General features: G+C 41.6%; 12 protein-coding genes. 4 read left to right on the top strand and 8 right to left on the bottom strand.

Annotated elements, in window-relative coordinates; genetic code table 11:
• Nucleotides 1-12: 12 nt before the first annotated feature.
• On the bottom strand, nt 13-654 hold the full coding sequence (locus A3I3_RS0103435) for a uridine kinase family protein (RefSeq protein WP_018371343.1): 642 nt from the start codon (nt 652-654) through the stop codon (nt 13-15).
• 27 nt (nt 655-681) lie between these two features.
• Entirely contained in the window at nt 682-1,824 is a 1,143-nt protein-coding gene (gene tgt, locus A3I3_RS0103430) for a tRNA guanosine(34) transglycosylase Tgt (protein ID WP_018371342.1), read from the bottom strand.
• 125 nt (nt 1,825-1,949) lie between these two features.
• Here tgt and A3I3_RS0103425 point away from each other — a divergent pair, with 125 nt between their 5' ends.
• On the top strand, nt 1,950-2,933 hold the full coding sequence (locus A3I3_RS0103425; RefSeq protein WP_018371341.1) for a DUF975 family protein: 984 nt from the start codon (nt 1,950-1,952) through the stop codon (nt 2,931-2,933).
• A 182-nt stretch (nt 2,934-3,115) separates the two neighbouring features.
• On the opposite strand, the gene A3I3_RS0103420 is transcribed toward A3I3_RS0103425, so the two are convergent.
• Together A3I3_RS0103420 and A3I3_RS0103415 are read right to left on the bottom strand one after the other, a co-directional pair.
• A complete protein-coding gene (locus tag A3I3_RS0103420) occupies nt 3,116-3,607 on the bottom strand; it encodes a kinase (protein ID WP_018371340.1) in 492 nt (163 codons plus the stop codon).
• Nucleotides 3,607-4,044 carry a CoA-binding protein gene (locus tag A3I3_RS0103415; protein WP_018371339.1) on the bottom strand — a complete coding sequence of 146 codons (438 nt, stop codon included), beginning with the start codon at nt 4,042-4,044 and terminating at the stop codon, nt 3,607-3,609. Before A3I3_RS0103415 ends, A3I3_RS0103420 begins: the two co-directional genes overlap by 1 nt.
• A gap of 187 nt (nt 4,045-4,231) precedes the next feature.
• Between A3I3_RS0103415 and A3I3_RS0103410 the strand changes: the two genes are divergently transcribed.
• Genes A3I3_RS0103410 through A3I3_RS0103400 form a run of 3 tightly spaced genes read left to right on the top strand, consistent with a single transcriptional unit; the run spans nt 4,232 to nt 6,758 of the window.
• On the top strand, nt 4,232-5,050 hold the full coding sequence (locus tag A3I3_RS0103410; RefSeq protein WP_003029529.1) for a class C sortase: 819 nt from the start codon (nt 4,232-4,234) through the stop codon (nt 5,048-5,050).
• An 11-nt stretch (nt 5,051-5,061) separates the two neighbouring features.
• Complete coding sequence (locus A3I3_RS0103405) at nt 5,062-5,916, top strand: class C sortase (RefSeq protein WP_018371338.1); 855 nt, start codon at nt 5,062-5,064, stop codon at nt 5,914-5,916.
• Nucleotides 5,913-6,758: a class C sortase gene (locus tag A3I3_RS0103400; RefSeq protein WP_018371337.1), complete on the top strand. Its 846-nt coding sequence runs from the start codon at nt 5,913-5,915 to the stop codon at nt 6,756-6,758. Before A3I3_RS0103405 ends, A3I3_RS0103400 begins: the two co-directional genes overlap by 4 nt.
• A 4-nt stretch (nt 6,759-6,762) precedes the next feature.
• Here the strand turns inward: A3I3_RS0103400 and A3I3_RS0103395 are convergent, their stop codons facing one another.
• The 4 genes from A3I3_RS0103395 to purH form a co-directional block, all read right to left on the bottom strand.
• Entirely contained in the window at nt 6,763-7,698 is a 936-nt protein-coding gene (locus A3I3_RS0103395; RefSeq protein ID WP_018371336.1) for a Cna B-type domain-containing protein, read from the bottom strand.
• A gap of 102 nt (nt 7,699-7,800) precedes the next feature.
• Complete coding sequence (locus tag A3I3_RS0103390) at nt 7,801-9,285, bottom strand: SpaH/EbpB family LPXTG-anchored major pilin (protein ID WP_018371335.1); 1,485 nt, start codon at nt 9,283-9,285, stop codon at nt 7,801-7,803.
• Nucleotides 9,286-9,296: 11 nt separating this feature from the next.
• Nucleotides 9,297-13,223 carry a Cna B-type domain-containing protein gene (locus A3I3_RS0103385; protein ID WP_018371334.1) on the bottom strand — a complete coding sequence of 1,309 codons (3,927 nt, stop codon included), beginning with the start codon at nt 13,221-13,223 and terminating at the stop codon, nt 9,297-9,299.
• Between the two features lie 568 nt (nt 13,224-13,791).
• Nucleotides 13,792-15,339 carry a bifunctional phosphoribosylaminoimidazolecarboxamide formyltransferase/IMP cyclohydrolase gene (purH, locus tag A3I3_RS0103380; RefSeq protein ID WP_018371333.1) on the bottom strand — a complete coding sequence of 516 codons (1,548 nt, stop codon included), beginning with the start codon at nt 15,337-15,339 and terminating at the stop codon, nt 13,792-13,794.

Raw genomic sequence — 15,339 nt, 5'->3', positions numbered from 1 at the left:
CAATGGGGCTATTTATTTCAGTATATCCGTACATTTTTCGATTTTAAAATCATTGCCCGATTGATTGACAATAATGTCGGCTTCATTTTGATAAGATTGATAATACTCTTCGTACTGTCTTCGCCGCGCCTCATGCGCTTTCTTAATCCATTTTATTTCACGCCCGCGAACCGTGCTGTCGCATTTTAATCGGCGGCTCAACTCGGTTTCAGCATCCGTGTAAAAGCAAATAGACAAATCAAAGAGGGATTTAGGCAAGAATGCAACGGACATCCCTTCCACGATTAAAATTGGCTTAGTCGCCGAAAGACGCTGCGCAGGCAGCCAAGTCGTTTCAATCGTCATAATATCTAATCCCGACTTCAACGAAAGGATATCACGTTTGAGACTATTGAGTTCATGGACCGACGGCAAACAGGCTGTCACCTTTTGTTCAGGAAAAGCGCTCAAGCAAAGCAATTTTCGATAATCCTCTGCTATAACATAAGGGTCTGTCTCCAAAATATTTACTTGACTTTCACCAAGCCTCGACAAAAGTTTTGTTGCAAAGACCGATTTACCAGAAGCACCGTGACCGTAAATACCAATCGTATGCGGCTGCTCGTCTGACAGATAAATGCTTAGTTGGTCTAACAATCGCTCCATACCTGACATCTTGGCTCCTTTCCAGCAAACAACATTTTAAAAATTCCTCTTAGAAGAATTATAGCCGTAGCGCTCGACGAAGTCCTCGCGGAATTCCAAGAGATTGTCATTAAGAATGGCCTGACGCACTTTCTTCATTAGATTGACAAGGAAATAAAGATTGTGATAGCTGGTCAAACGCAGACCAAAAGTCTCGTCTGCCTTGAGCAAATGGCGAATGTAGGCGCGGCTGTAATGTTGACAAGTATAGCAGTCGCAGTCGTGGTCAAGGGCGGTGAAATCCTCTGCATATTGAGCATTTTTGATGACAAGGCGCCCCTCGCTGGTCATGCAGGTACCGTTTCTGGCGATACGCGTCGGCAGCACACAGTCAAACATATCAATTCCTCGAATGACACCGTTAATCAGGCTGTCTGGTGCCCCTACACCCATCAGATAGCGCGGTTTATTTTCGGGCAACATGGGCGTCGTAAAGTCCAGCACCGCATTCATCTCCTCGTGAGACTCCCCGACAGCTAGACCGCCGATGGAGTAGCCGGGGAAGTTCATACTGACCAAGTCCTGCGCAGATTGGCGACGCAAATCCTCAAAACCAGCTCCCTGCACAATGCCAAAGAGACCTTGATCATGCGGACGACGATGAGCTTTGAGCCCTCGCTCTGCCCAACGGCTGGTGCGCTCGATAGACTTTTTGACGTAGTCATAAGGCTGATAAAACTGTGGACACTCATCAAAAGACATCATAATGTCTGAGCCCAGATTATTTTGAATGGAAATCGCTTTTTCTGGTGACAAAAACATTTTGGAGCCATTGAGGTGATTTTTAAAGGTCACCCCTTCTTCGGTGATATTGCGACTGTCCGCCAAAGAATAAACCTGAAAACCACCGCTATCTGTCAAAATAGCTTGATCCCAATTCATAAACTTGTGCAGACCACCCGCCCGCGCAATCAACTCATCTCCCGGACGCAGCCATAGATGATAGGTGTTGGACAAAATAATCCCTGAACCCATTTCCTTTAATTCCTCAGGCGACTGGGTTTTAACCGTGGCTTGGGTACCGACCGGCATGAACATGGGCGTAGGAAAGGTGCCGTGCAGCGTAATAATTTCACCCAAGCGAGCCCCTGTGTGCTTTTCTTTTTTGATTAGGCGATATTGAATCGGCGAATCTGACATGTTTTACCTCCGAGACTAGGAAAGACAGTCCTAGTTTATGTTAACAGCCTATTTTACCAAAAAATACACCCGCTGTCAGTAAATTATGCTATACTAGAAAAAAGATTTTATAGTGAGGAGATTTTATGAAACCTTTGATACCATTTCCAAAAAGCAATTATTTCCGTGCTAAGGCACGACAACTATTGAGCGAGACACCCGGAATTTATGCCCTCTTTCTGATTCCAATCACAGTATCTCTGACAAACATAATCATTTTAGTCATCCACAGTCAGAAACAAGGCGCAGGGGATTCTGCAAGTATGATGAATCCAGGACAACTGTATGCTCTGTTTTTTAGAACCACTAGTTTTTCTATTGTTCTCAGTTTTGTTCTGGCGATTGCACTGGCATCTATTATTTTCCGAACGATTGAGCTTGTCCGCAAGCAAACAGAAATTGTCAGCTTTAAAGATTCTCTTCGTGGCTTTCAAAGTGATTTAATCGGGAAGGTCTTTGTAACAGTGCTTGTCAAATCGCTCCTACTTTTCCTGTGGAGCTTAATGTGGACACTGTCTATCACAGCTTTTTCCCTTGGAGTATTCATCTATGTATTAATGTGGTTTATTGTAGCAATCAATGGCGGAATCGAACACTGGGGCAGCATAGTCAGCCAATCTTTTGATCAACTCTCTAATACATTTAACAGCGATTACCTTTTCAACAACGGGTTGCTTGCCGTAGCAATCATTGCAATCATTGTTAGTATCCCGTTCGCCATTATTGGACTATCTATCTACCTGCCTAAATATTATGCTTATTCTCAAACAGAGTGGGTGCTTTACGATCAGATTGCCGAGGGACGTTATGCAGGGTCGCTTGAAGTTATTCGCGAAAGTAAACAACTAATGAAAGGATATAAGTGGAAACGGTTCAAATTGGATTTCAGTTTTATCGGCTGGTATATCCTGACAGGGCTGACCTTAGGTTTAGTAGGAATTTACGTTATCCCTTATCAAACGCTTGCCGCAACTGTTTTTTATGAAGAATTACGTTCAACAAAAGGAACGGATCTTGCATTTGAGTCTAACAGCAATAATACAGTAATCAGTAGTTCAATTGAGCAGTAAAACAAAGGGGCTGGGACAAAAGTCCTCAACCTCGAAAATCTGTTCGGAATATGTACAAGACGCGGTAGCCTCTTGGCTTCTATGCTCGCCTTTACCAGCTCCATACAAGCCTAATAGGCATCGCGGGGGTGGGACAACGAACTATTCCTTTTAAGGAATGAGTTCTGTCCCACTCCCTTTTATCATTCTATCCGCTGACATATCTGCTCAAAAGCTTGTTCCAAAGTCACATCATCTGTAAACAGGATTTCCTCTTTCCAACCGAGAACGTCTTTATCAAGCCACCAACGCTTCATGTCAGCAGGGTTAAATTCAGCTACTTTTGAACGTGTCGCATGTCGACGAACTGTTTCCTCAAAAGACAAGTCGTAGTAGTAAGTTAAAACCTTGTTGTCAAAAAGCTGCCGCAAGCGCTCCAGCATGTCACCATAAACATCCGTTTCATAAAAACCTTCAGCAATCTCCAGCAAATCATGCTCGTGACCGTAACGAGCAATCGTTTCTGTTAGAGAAATAGATAAATTATCTGGTTCCACCTTTTCCTTGAGCATCTCACGCCGGACAAGGTCTTGTGAAATCACAAGCGTCCTACGACCAAAATGATTTTGTAATTTTTTAGCTAGACTGGTTTTTCCAGAGCCTGAATTGCCCCGAATGATGACTAGTTGCGCCATTAGTCAATCTCCTTCACCAGACGATTGTACTCACGCTTGATACAACGGTTCATGACAATATGATCACGACCTGCCGTCCGTAAGAGTTCTTCTGCCTCTTGACTTTGAAGTCCCAGCTGCGCCCAAAAAATCTTGGCATCCGTCTCAATAAAATCACGCGCCACATCCGGCAAAAATTCGCTTCGCCGAAAGACATTGACAATATCCACGGAAATAGGAATATCCTGCAAACGCGCATAAGCCGCCTCCCCCAAAATCTTTTGACCCGCTAACTTAGGATTAACCGGAATGATCTGATAACCCAGCTCCTGCATAATCTTTGAAATACGATTGCTAGTCGTTTCCTCACGGTCAGAAAGTCCGACAACTGCAATCACTTTACTCGTCTCCAAATAGGTCTGAATCATGTAATCACTAGGATTTTGAAATTCGTACATAAAATACCTCACTTATTTCCTTATGACCAGTATAGCATTTTTTGAAAAAGGAGGCAGAAATTGGGGCTAGGATTTTTTTAGGAACGAATCAGCAAATATAGCTGCCAATTATGATATAATGGTTAGATAGATAAAAATATAACCATTTTATTAATAACAGAAATATTACTAACATCAAAGGGACATAATGAAAAAATTTTTTAATTTATTGACAAACTTAACGATTATAGCCGGTATCCTCATCATCAGCTACCCTGTTATTAGCCAAATTTATTACAATTACCAGACCAAACAAGAGGTTAAGGACTTTGACTCGTCTGCACAAAAATTAACTTCTGAAGATGTGACGGAACGGATAAAGCTAGCTACTGCCTACAATCGTTCTTTGCAAAATTTGGCAATAACAGATCCCTATACCAAAGAAGAAAACGCTAAGGGACAGGCGGAATATGCTCGAATGCTGACTGTTCATGAAAAAATAGGTAGAATTTCCATTCCCAAAATTGATGTTGACTTACCAATCTATGCCGGTTCAAGTGAAGAAGTTTTACAAAAAGGAGTGGGGCACTTAGAAGGGACCAGTTTGCCGATTGGCGGGCAGAACACCCACACTGTTCTAACTGCCCACACGGGCTTGCCCAACAACCGCCTTTTCACTGACTTGGATAAAATGAAGGTGGGCGATAAGTTTTTCATTCAAAATATCGCTGAAACACTTGCCTACGAGGTTGATTCCATAACGGTGATTGAGCCGACCCAGTTTGACTCTCTAAATATTGTACCTGACAAAGACTATGTGACTCTGCTGACCTGTACTCCTTATATGATTAATTCACACCGTTTACTTGTGCGGGGTCACCGTATCCCTTACAAACCAAGTGAAGAAAAAGTGAAAAGTCCGATTAGTCATATTTCTATTCCACCGCTTTATCTAGTCGTTTTCGCAATTCTATTTCTCATTTTCATTATTTTGGCTTGGAATAAGTGGAAATCGAAAAAAGCATAGAAAGATCTATCATGACAAGAAAAAAGAAAAACCAAAAATGGCTGCGACTAACCTATAAGATACTTACCATTCTGGGGTGCTTGATGATCTGTTATCCCTTTGTCAGTCAGATTTATTATCAATATGTGACTATGCAAGAAACAAAGCAATTTGACAACGAGAAGAGCAAACTAGTTGATCAAGATGTTGAAAATCGTATTGAACTCGCTAAAGCCTATAACAGCACCTTGTCCCCAGAAAAAATAGGAGATCCTTTCTCAAGCAGGAAAAAAGAGGAAGGCGTAGCCGAGTATGCTCGCATGTTGCAACTGCAAGAAAAAATTGGCTATGTCACTATCCCTTCTATCAATCAAAAAATTCCCATTCGGGCAGGGTCATCTGAAAACGTCTTGCAAAACGGAGCAGGCCACTTAGAAGGAACCAGCCTACCCGTCGGTGGAGTTAGCACCCATACGGTCATCACCGCCCACAGAGGACTTCCCACAGCTAGACTTTTCACCGACTTGGATAAGGTAAAGGTCGGAGATGTCTTTTACATCACCAATATCAAGGAAACCTTGGCTTATCAGGTAGATAAGATTTTAACTGTTGAGCCCACTGATTTCAAACCAATACTGGTTAAAGAAGGCGAAGATCGTGCCACTCTTTTGACTTGCACACCTTATATGATCAATTCTCATCGCCTACTCGTTCAAGGCAAACGCATACCTTTCCACGAAGCTGAAAAGGAGAAAAAAACAAAGATTGACTTTTTTGCCCAATACAAATGGTTTATCTTTCTTGCTGCCGGACTCATCCTCCTACTTTTAGGCTATCTACTCTTTAAAATGTTAAGAAAGAAAGGAAAAGAAACATCACTTTCATGAAAAAGAAAAAACAATTACTTGGGCTGAGCCTCCTGTTAATTGGAATTGCACTCTTCCTCTTTCCTTTTTTATCTATGATTAAAGAGGACATTTGGCAATCCAATGCTCAGCGCACCTATCAGCAGACCAGCGAGGAAACATTCCAAAAACTACGAACAGCTGTGGAACAAACCACCGTCACCGGAGCTATCCAAGATATTTTCCTAACAAAAAAAGATATTGATACCAAGCAAAAAACGCCCTACTCAGATCTGCTAGATACCAATCAAGTCGCCGGACGCATGACCATTCCTGCTTTGGGACAACAATTCGACCTCTATCTTGACGCTGACTATGATAAGCTCCTAAAGGGCGTAGCGACTCTCGTCGGAACATCTGCTCCCTTGGGTATAAAAGGACAGCGACCGATTATCGCAGGACATAGAATTAATTATAATGGCATATCTTTCTACCTTCTCCCCTCTCTCAAAAAAGGAGATAAAATTTATTTCGATATTCTTGGAAAAAATCTAGAATACGAAGTGACCGATGGCGAGGTCATCGATGAATACGAAGGCGAAAAACTTAAACCAATCGAAAACGAAGACATGGTTACGCTCATGACCTGTATGAACGAACCAAGCTATGACAAACGGCTCCTTGTCAATGCAAAAAGAGTTATTTCAGATAGTGAAAAAAAGCAAAATGTATCTACTAATCCCTTGATTCCCTTTGTTAGCAACCAACATATTAAACTTGGTTTCAAATTACAAAGGCTAGCCCCCTATTTAATTGTGATTGTCGGAACAGCGATTTTTCTCTTTTTCACCAAGCGACTATGGAATATCATAAAAAAACACTGATGAATCAGTGTTTTTTCTCGCTTTTATAAAGCTTATATCCTAGTCCGATTAAAACGATGGCAATTCCTAAAAACCAATAAATGGCTAAGGTCCCCGTTTTGATAATCGGTGTCCTTGGTGATGTCGGTGGTACCAGAGTATTGGTAATCACAGTGCCAATTTTATCTGTCATGTTTTTATAAGTCGCTGTATAGCCATTAGGAACATCTTCTTCAGCTGTGTAGGTGTAGTCTTTCCCTGCCGCATCTGCTTTTTCCAAGTTCATAAAGGTATGTTCCCAGTTATTGCTGTCATTCAACTCAATTTCATCAATGACTTGCCCATTTTGTTTGAGATGAACAGTGATACTATTTAACTTTTTACCTTTCCATTCTTTCTGAACTTTAAAGCTGGTCTTGTCCTCTCTCTGTTTTAAAACCTGTTTGGGATAGACATGGACGGCGTCATTTCCTACCGTGAAATAGCTACCGTCGGGTTTGGTCACAGGCAATTCCACTTCTAATGGAACTGGTGTCGCATCACCCAACGTCTGATTTCCTACTAACTTTGATTTTTCTTTATTAACGACGATATAGTATTTTCCAGCTTTCAAACCACTAAAGGTGAGCCGACCGCCATTTTCAGTTATCTTTGTTTGAACAAGCTCTCCGTCTGCCTTATCCTTATGGATGTCAAAGGCAACGCCATCAATGGTTGAGGCTTCACTGCCAAAATAATTCTCAATATCTAAAGGCTGCCCAGAATAACTATCTTTTCCTCCACCTTTAGGCCAACCATTCAAATCTTTTAACTTAACCAAGGTTAAAACAATATCGTAGGTTGCATCTGATGAGGCTTGATTTTCCTGAGATGAAACGGTTGTAAATGGTCGTAAAGTTACCAAAATAACAATGGTCGTGAGTATGGATAGCAGACTGCTCAATGTTCTTTTTCTTGTCATAGTATCCTCCTAAAACATAGCACTTGCACTCTTCACTAGGATATTTAACTGTTTTAAATACCCTAGTGAAGAGGTAAGGATTGTCCTTACTTCTTCATTTTATTACTTAGCTGAACGACGTTTCGCAATGAAACCTAAACCAACAACCAAGACACCAGCTGCAATCACGAGAGCTGAACCGATACCACCTGTTTGTGGAATTGTTACCTTGTTGTTGTTTACTTGGTTAATTTTACCAGTGTAAGTTGTTGATGAGATAGTGAACTCAACTGGTTGTTGCAACAAAGCATAACCATTTGGTGCTTCAACTTCGACCAATTTGTACTTAGTTTCACCAGTGGTGTTGTCATCTCCTTTTACACCATAAGGAAGCCCCTTAACTTCAAAAGTACCATTAGAAGCTGACGTGAAGACTTTCGCACCTGCAGTAACAGCAGCCTTAGCATCTGTAGCTTCAATCCACTCGTTTTTCGCAATAGTTGTTGCGGTTGCATCAGTCACTTTCAAATATTTGCCTTCTGCATTTGTAACAACAAACTTAGCCCCTGCAAGTTTAGCTGATGTCGCTTTGTCAACTTTTTCAAACTTAGCACCACCAGTGTGGAGTTCTGGTTTTTCATTAGGTTTAACTTCTTTTGTTGAATCTGGGTTAGTACCATAAGTCAACTTAACATCATTGGGGTTGGCTGCACCCATAACCGCGTCTTCATTGATGACTGCGTTATAAGTAATAGTGATAACATCTTTTGGAGATAGTGTTTTGATGTAATCTTCTTTGAAGGCAACATTGATTGTTGCGGCTTTTGTACCAGCTACAGACGTACCATCAGTTGAATAGTTAGAAGGAGCTACAACAGTGTCACCTTTTTTAACAACAAGGTTGCCTGTGTAAGTCAAACCTGCTGTGAATGTATCGGTGAATTTTAAAACTTTATAGTCTTTAATACCTTCTGGCATTGTAGAAGTGACCTTGAAGGTCTTTGTTTCACCAACAAGAGCAGTATCGTGTTTAGCGTCTTCGCTAACTACTTTGTTAATACTTGGTTTGTCAACGGTATTCTTTGGATAAACGTGAACAGCGTCAGTACCAGTTGTGTACCATCCACCTTCAGCTTTGAAGACTGGAAGATTGATTTCCACAGGAACAGCAGCTGAGTTAGCCAATTGTTCATCTGAAGTAAGTGTTGATTTTGCTTTGTTTTCAACGATATAGTATTTACCAGCTTTGAGACCGGTAAATGTAACTGTACCATCTGCTCCTGTTGCTTTTCCAGCTACAGGAGTACCTGTTGGAGTGTCTTTGTAGACATCAAACCAAACATTTGCCAATGTTTCAGTTGTACCGAAATATTTAGCGCGGTCTAGTTTTTGACCTGTGTAAGAGCTGCCATCAAGACCAGTAGTTGTTCCTGTTGGAGCATTCCATTTACTTAAGTCTGTCAATTTGACTTTAGTCAAAACAACATCATAAGTGTCGTTTTCACCCGGTGTGTTGTCTTCCGCAAAGGTTTTAACTGCTCCAAGTGCTAAAAGCACGATACTAAGAGCTGCTAAGAACGAGAGGAAATATCGTTTTACGTTTTTCATTGTTTTGCCTCCTAAAAAGCCTTTCTATTTTTTTGCATATAATGTAAAATTGCTGCCAATGTTAATGTTAAAGTTCCCATCAAAATATATGGTAGGATACCTGAGCCACCCGTATTTGGATAAGTCGGGTTCACCTTGTTCTTCACCGTCAAGGTTGCTGTTTCTCCGACATTTGCATCCGTAAAGGTTACTTTCTTTTCAGACGCATTACTGATCTCTAAGTAATACTTTGGAACAACCTCTTCAATGTAGTAGGTATAGTACTTACCGGTGGTCTTATCCTTAGGTGGGTAGCGTTTTGTAGATTCCCAGAGATATGGAGCCGCTGCAGTTCGTTCCAACTGAATTGTCTCAACAAGCTCTCCGTTTTGAGTTTGTCCGTCCGTTGTCCGGTACAACTTAACCTCTAGTTTCTTAGGTAGCTGGTCATTTGTAATCTGATTGCCGTCCTTGTCATACCAGAGCTTCTGGGTCTTGATTGACGGATACCTCGTGTTGGTGATGACAAAGCCATTCCGAGCGTCACCACTGTAATCGACATCATATTCAGGCGGAATCTCCTTTTCCCTGACCACGTATTTAAAGTCGGTGATTTTCTTCTCTGCTGCTTCTTTTTGTAATAGTTTCGTAGCAGATTCCTCATCTGGTATCGGGCTAAAGGTGTCTTTCCAGTTATTGTTTCCAGAGAGCTCTTTTTCCTCTTTAAGCTCTTCTTTTGCAACACCGTCTTCCTTCCAAGTCGCGTAGAGCTGTGCCGTTATTTTAGAATGTGTTGTTTCAGAGTCACGCCACTTCTTCTCAACCGGAATGGTAATCCGCTTGTTGACTTTATTGGTAACTACATTAGATTCACCAAATTTTGGTTCGGTATTATATTTTACTTGGAAAGTATTAACAGCCGTCTTGCCACCAACATTGTTATTCTTGTCATAAGCCGGAGCTTTCATATTTAGAATTGCATGCAAAATGGTGTACTTATGAATGACCGTTCCCGTTTTAGAAACAATCTTGATCGCTGTTACTTTTTCGTAGTCGCCTGGATTCTTTGTCCAATTTGAACTATTTACCTCTGTAGCAGCATTCATGGTTGGATATTTATCTGTTCGATAGTAAATATCAAAATCTGCCGTCTTATCTTTATCACCAACTTTCACAGTGATTGGGCCTGTCAAGGTGTTTGAAAAGGCAGATTCGGCACCACCCGCAGTCGTCCGACCGCTGTCTCCAACATGAGGAAGAACATCGTAGATTTCTACTCTTGTCAGATCACGATCGTAGTAATTTCGCACTTGCAGGTCATATTGGAAGTGACCCGAATTATTAATTATACCACTGTAATCTGTTTCAATCTCACCCTTGGTGAAAGACCTGCCATAGTACAAAGCTCCACCTTCAACCAATGGTTCTGTGCTACGGATCATCTTAACACTCTGCAGACTTTCTGTTACATTCCCTATAACCTCTGAAGTTGCCTTTACGACCTTGTCCGTAGTGTCACCATTCATATTGATGTCTCTTTCGTCATCCACAATCTGATTTGAATCGGAATGAATGGCATCCGGGAACGGTTGACCATTGTCTTGGTAGAAATAAAGTTCATTCGTGTTATTGAAGGTCGAGGTCTCTGCCTTACTTGGGATAATGTCACTATTGATTTTTAATCCCTTTAGTTTGAAAGCATAACCTGTCCCGTTATTTAAGTCTTTTACCAGACCTGATTTTAATTTGATTTTGATCGCTGTCCGACCACTACCATTGTAGTTTTCAATGACTGAAAATTTATCAATCATGGCCAGATTTGCTAGCCCAATTGCTTCGAGCATATCTTCCGCTTTTGTTTTGTCTACACCTGGTGCAATACTAACCCCCTTAGGAAGAAGATCAACAAGCGTTGGATTCTTTAGGTAGCGTGCTTTAGAAAGCTGTTCAAAATTCAATCCCAATAGGAAGAAGACTGATTCTCCCTCAATACCTGAAGTTTGTCCATCTGTATTCTTTGATAGACGAATCTTTTCTACAAATGGTACAAACTGTTTGTTCCATTCATCGGATATATTAATTGGAACATCTTGATTTTGAGAGTTTTTCACTTTCGCTTCAAGACCGACCACATTTTTTATATCCTTTGCAGCAGAATAAGGAACATGATAAGGGTCTTTAAAAGCCATATAGACGAAACCATCAATGTACTTTCCAACTGGTAATTCATAGCCCTTAATAAAGTGGATGGTTATTTTAGTATATTTTGGAGTAACCGCCGGTACTGCTGCTTCCGTTAACTCACCATTTCGGATCTTTTCAGCCGCAGCATTTAGTTCGTCTTGTGCATCCTTATTAATTTGATCCCCCGGAGCAAAAGTGTCATAAGTTCCATCGCTCTTATAGGCACGTATTTCCATCTTATCATTGATAGGTTTACTATTTGAGCCTTGTCTTTCAAAGAAAGAATCAACACTAGTGAAATACAGTCTTGAGTCAAACTTGCTGGCATCTTCAACCAGAGTGATCTCTTGCATCGGTTTTGATAGCTTGTTTTCTACCTTGACTGTATAGTCTAGTCGCTGTGCGTAAAGTCCAGCTACATCGTGTTGCACCGTCTGGTGTTCTGTCCTCTTGGAAAGAAGCCCCGTCCCACTGAAATCATCTGCAATGAGATTAAAAGTTATATCGTCACTATTTTTATATTCTTCATTTGGCGATGGATTGAAAGGAGTTGCTGTGATATCCGCCTTATTTGTAAAATTAGGTTTGTTGTTGCCGTCTTTGTACTTAGCATCTGGAAAAGATAGGTACAACATAGCCTTACTGACGTCAATATTGTGACGGAAGTCCGTATCAAATTCACTTTCTAAGAATTCCTTTGTATAGGTCACTGTGCCAGTGCTACTATCGTAAGTCCAGCCAGGATTAAGGGCTTGGTCAAATTTAGCAGTAACCTTTTGACCCTGACTATTCGTATAAGTCGGTAGCGTATCCTTGATGACGACTTTTTTCATCATCCGCTGCTGACCTGAATTCGCCTGCACTTGATAGGTGAAACTGAACGGTATAGGCTCTGCACCGGTTTCAGAAATCCTAGTCGAATCTCCTGTCTTAGCTGTCCCTCCGTAGAGAAGCTGACCATCTTCGCTACTAGTAGCAACTACCTTTGTTAGGTTCATATTTGGATAAGTTGGAGTATACTCCTGATCATTTCCTGTGTATAGAACTCCACCATTCTTATCCTTAAGAGTAACCTTTGGTCGTAGCTTATAGTCTTTTGGAACTAACCCGTTTGTAAAGCTAAAAACATAAGGTATGCTAATCTTGGTTGTTGATGTAATGGAATTGAAACGAATACGATAAATCGTCTTCCCATTTTCCACTACTTTTTCTGCACTTTTGATTAGAGTGATACCTTCGGTCGGAACTGTAAAGTTATCTAGATAAGCATCTGTGTTCAGCACCTTACCGCCCTGATATAGAGTGGTTGGCATTTCAATATCTAGATAAGGTTCTTCTATGTCTGAGGTTAAACTAGTTCCATCAATATCCACATAAGTGGTAATCTGTTCATCTGTACGATAAGCCGTCTTTGTATTTGGCTTTATCGTGACAGTTGGAACTGTTGCCGTTGGCGTAGGAGGAGGTCCCGGTGGTAATGCAGCGTCATCATCTTCTGATTTAGCCGCAGCTGAAGTCGTTTGGCTCGTTGAGCTGCTACTTTCTTGACTAGAACTACTAGGGGTTTCCTGACTCTCGTTGACAGTGCTTTTCTGAGTTTCACTACTAGAACTTTCCGAGTCTTCTTTTTTGGCAGTTTCAGCAGGATTACTTACTAGAGCAGAAGACGGGCTGGTCTGTTCTTGTGCGAAGGCAAGAGAAGCACCACTCACTCCTTGTAAAATTGTGTTCATAAGCAGAATCAGAACTAAAAATATACTGCCTTTTTTCTTCATTGCCTCTCCTTTTCTAAGTTTATTTCACATTCCGGACGAAATTTAATATATATATATATATATATATATATATATATATATATATATATTAAAACATTTCATAAAACAGCTCTTTATGAAATTTATTTCTGTATGGAAGTCATGCTATTCCCTCTAGGACCCTGATTTAACGAAGTCCAAAAGAAAAGCCCAACAAACGAGAGCCCCTCATGCTGTTTGTTAGCTAAAACAAGTTAACGCTTTCCTACACACTGGACACTTTCAATCATTGGCTGTGTTACATACTTATACAAGTGCAAAACCTTGATAAATACAATCCTAACTGCATTATAGCACATTTATTTAATTAAGACAAGTCAAAAAAATTTAATTTTCAAATTATTTCTATATTGAAATAAAAAAATACTGATAAATCCTGCATTCTCAGCTATTTTTTGATAACGTTTTCTTCCTTTAATTTTTGTTTAAACTTTGTTTATTTTATATTATTTGAAACATTTTACATCAATTTCCTACATATAAGAAACCCCAAGAACCTATTTACACTTGGAGTTTCTTTACATTTATTTTAGTGTCTAAAATGCCGCATACCAGTGAAAATCATGGTCAGACCGTGTTTATCGGCGGCCTCAATGGATTCTTGGTCGCGGACAGAGCCACCGGGCTGGATAATGGCTTTGATACCTGCGGCAGCAATTTCTTCAATATTATCAGCAAAGGGGAAGAAAGCATCGCTGGCAAGAGCTGCGCCGTCTAGGCGGTCTTGAGCCTGCTCAATGGCAATCTTGACTGAAGCCACGCGATTGGTCTGCCCCGGACCGACCCCCAAAGTCATGCGGTCGTTTGTGATGATAATGCCGTTTGATTTGACATATTTGACGGACTTCCAAGCAAACTCCAGCGCTTGGCGCTCCGTTTCGGTCGGTTGACGCTTGGTCACAACCTGCCAATCGGCTGGTTTTTCTGCGATGACATCTTGGTTTTGCACCAAGAGACCGCCCAGCACACCCGTTACTTCTTTTTCCTTGGTCGACTGGTCTTGAGCCGCAAAGTCTAGCTGCAAAATCCGCAGATTTTTCTTTTTATTGGTCAAAATTTCCAGCGCCTCAGCCGTGTAGCTCGGTGCGATGATAATTTCTAGGAAAATCTTATGCATTTTTTCAGCGGTAGCAGCGTCCACTTGACGATTGAGCACGACAATGCCGCCGAAAATGGAAACAGGGTCAGACTGATAAGCGTAGTCCCAAGCTTTCTCAATACTGTCTGCCTGCCCGATGCCGCAAGGGTTCATATGCTTGAGCGCCACAACGGTCGGCTGCTCCTTGAAATCACGGATAATCCGAATGGCCGCATCGGCATCACGGATATTGTTGAAGGATAATTCTTTCCCATTGAGCTGCTTGCTAGCAGCCAGAGAGTAGTCCAAAGGCAGCGCCGTTTGGTAAAAATCGGCATCCTGCTGCGGATTTTCCCCATAGCGCATCGGCTGCTTGAGCTCATAAGTCAAGGTCAGCTTCTCAGGCTTGCTTTCTCCGACTTGCTCCGTGAAATAATCCGCAATCAAGGCATCGTAAGCTGCCGTGTGGCGAAAAACCTTGGCAGCCAAGCGTTTGCGCGTGTCAAGCGTCGTTGCTCCATTTTCAGTCAACTCAGCCAAAACTGGCGCATAATCCGCTGGGTCAACCAAGACTGTTACGCTAGCGTGATTTTTAGCAGCTGAGCGCAGCATAGACGGCCCACCAATATCAATGTTTTCGACCGCCTCTGCATAAGTCACATCAGGCTTCAAAATGGTTTCCTTGAAAGGATAAAGATTAACTACGACCAGGTCAATCAACTCAATGGCATGGGTCTTGGCAGCGTCCAAGTGGCTATCCAAATCGCGCCGCGCTAGAAGCCCTCCGTGAATCTTGGGATGCAGAGTTTTGACCCGACCGTCCATCATCTCTGGAAAGCCAGTCACGTCATCAATGGCGATGGTCGCAAGCCCTGCCTCATCCAGAGCTTTTTTGGTACCGCCCGTTGAGATAATTTCCCAGCCGAGTTGCTTCAGTTCTTGGGCAAAGTCAAGGATGCCTGTTTTGTCTGATACACTGATTAGTGCACGTTTTGTCAT

The organism is Streptococcus massiliensis DSM 18628, assembly GCF_000380065.1.
Lineage (GTDB): Bacteria > Bacillota > Bacilli > Lactobacillales > Streptococcaceae > Streptococcus > Streptococcus massiliensis.
This window is presented reverse-complemented; position numbering and strand designations above follow the sequence as displayed.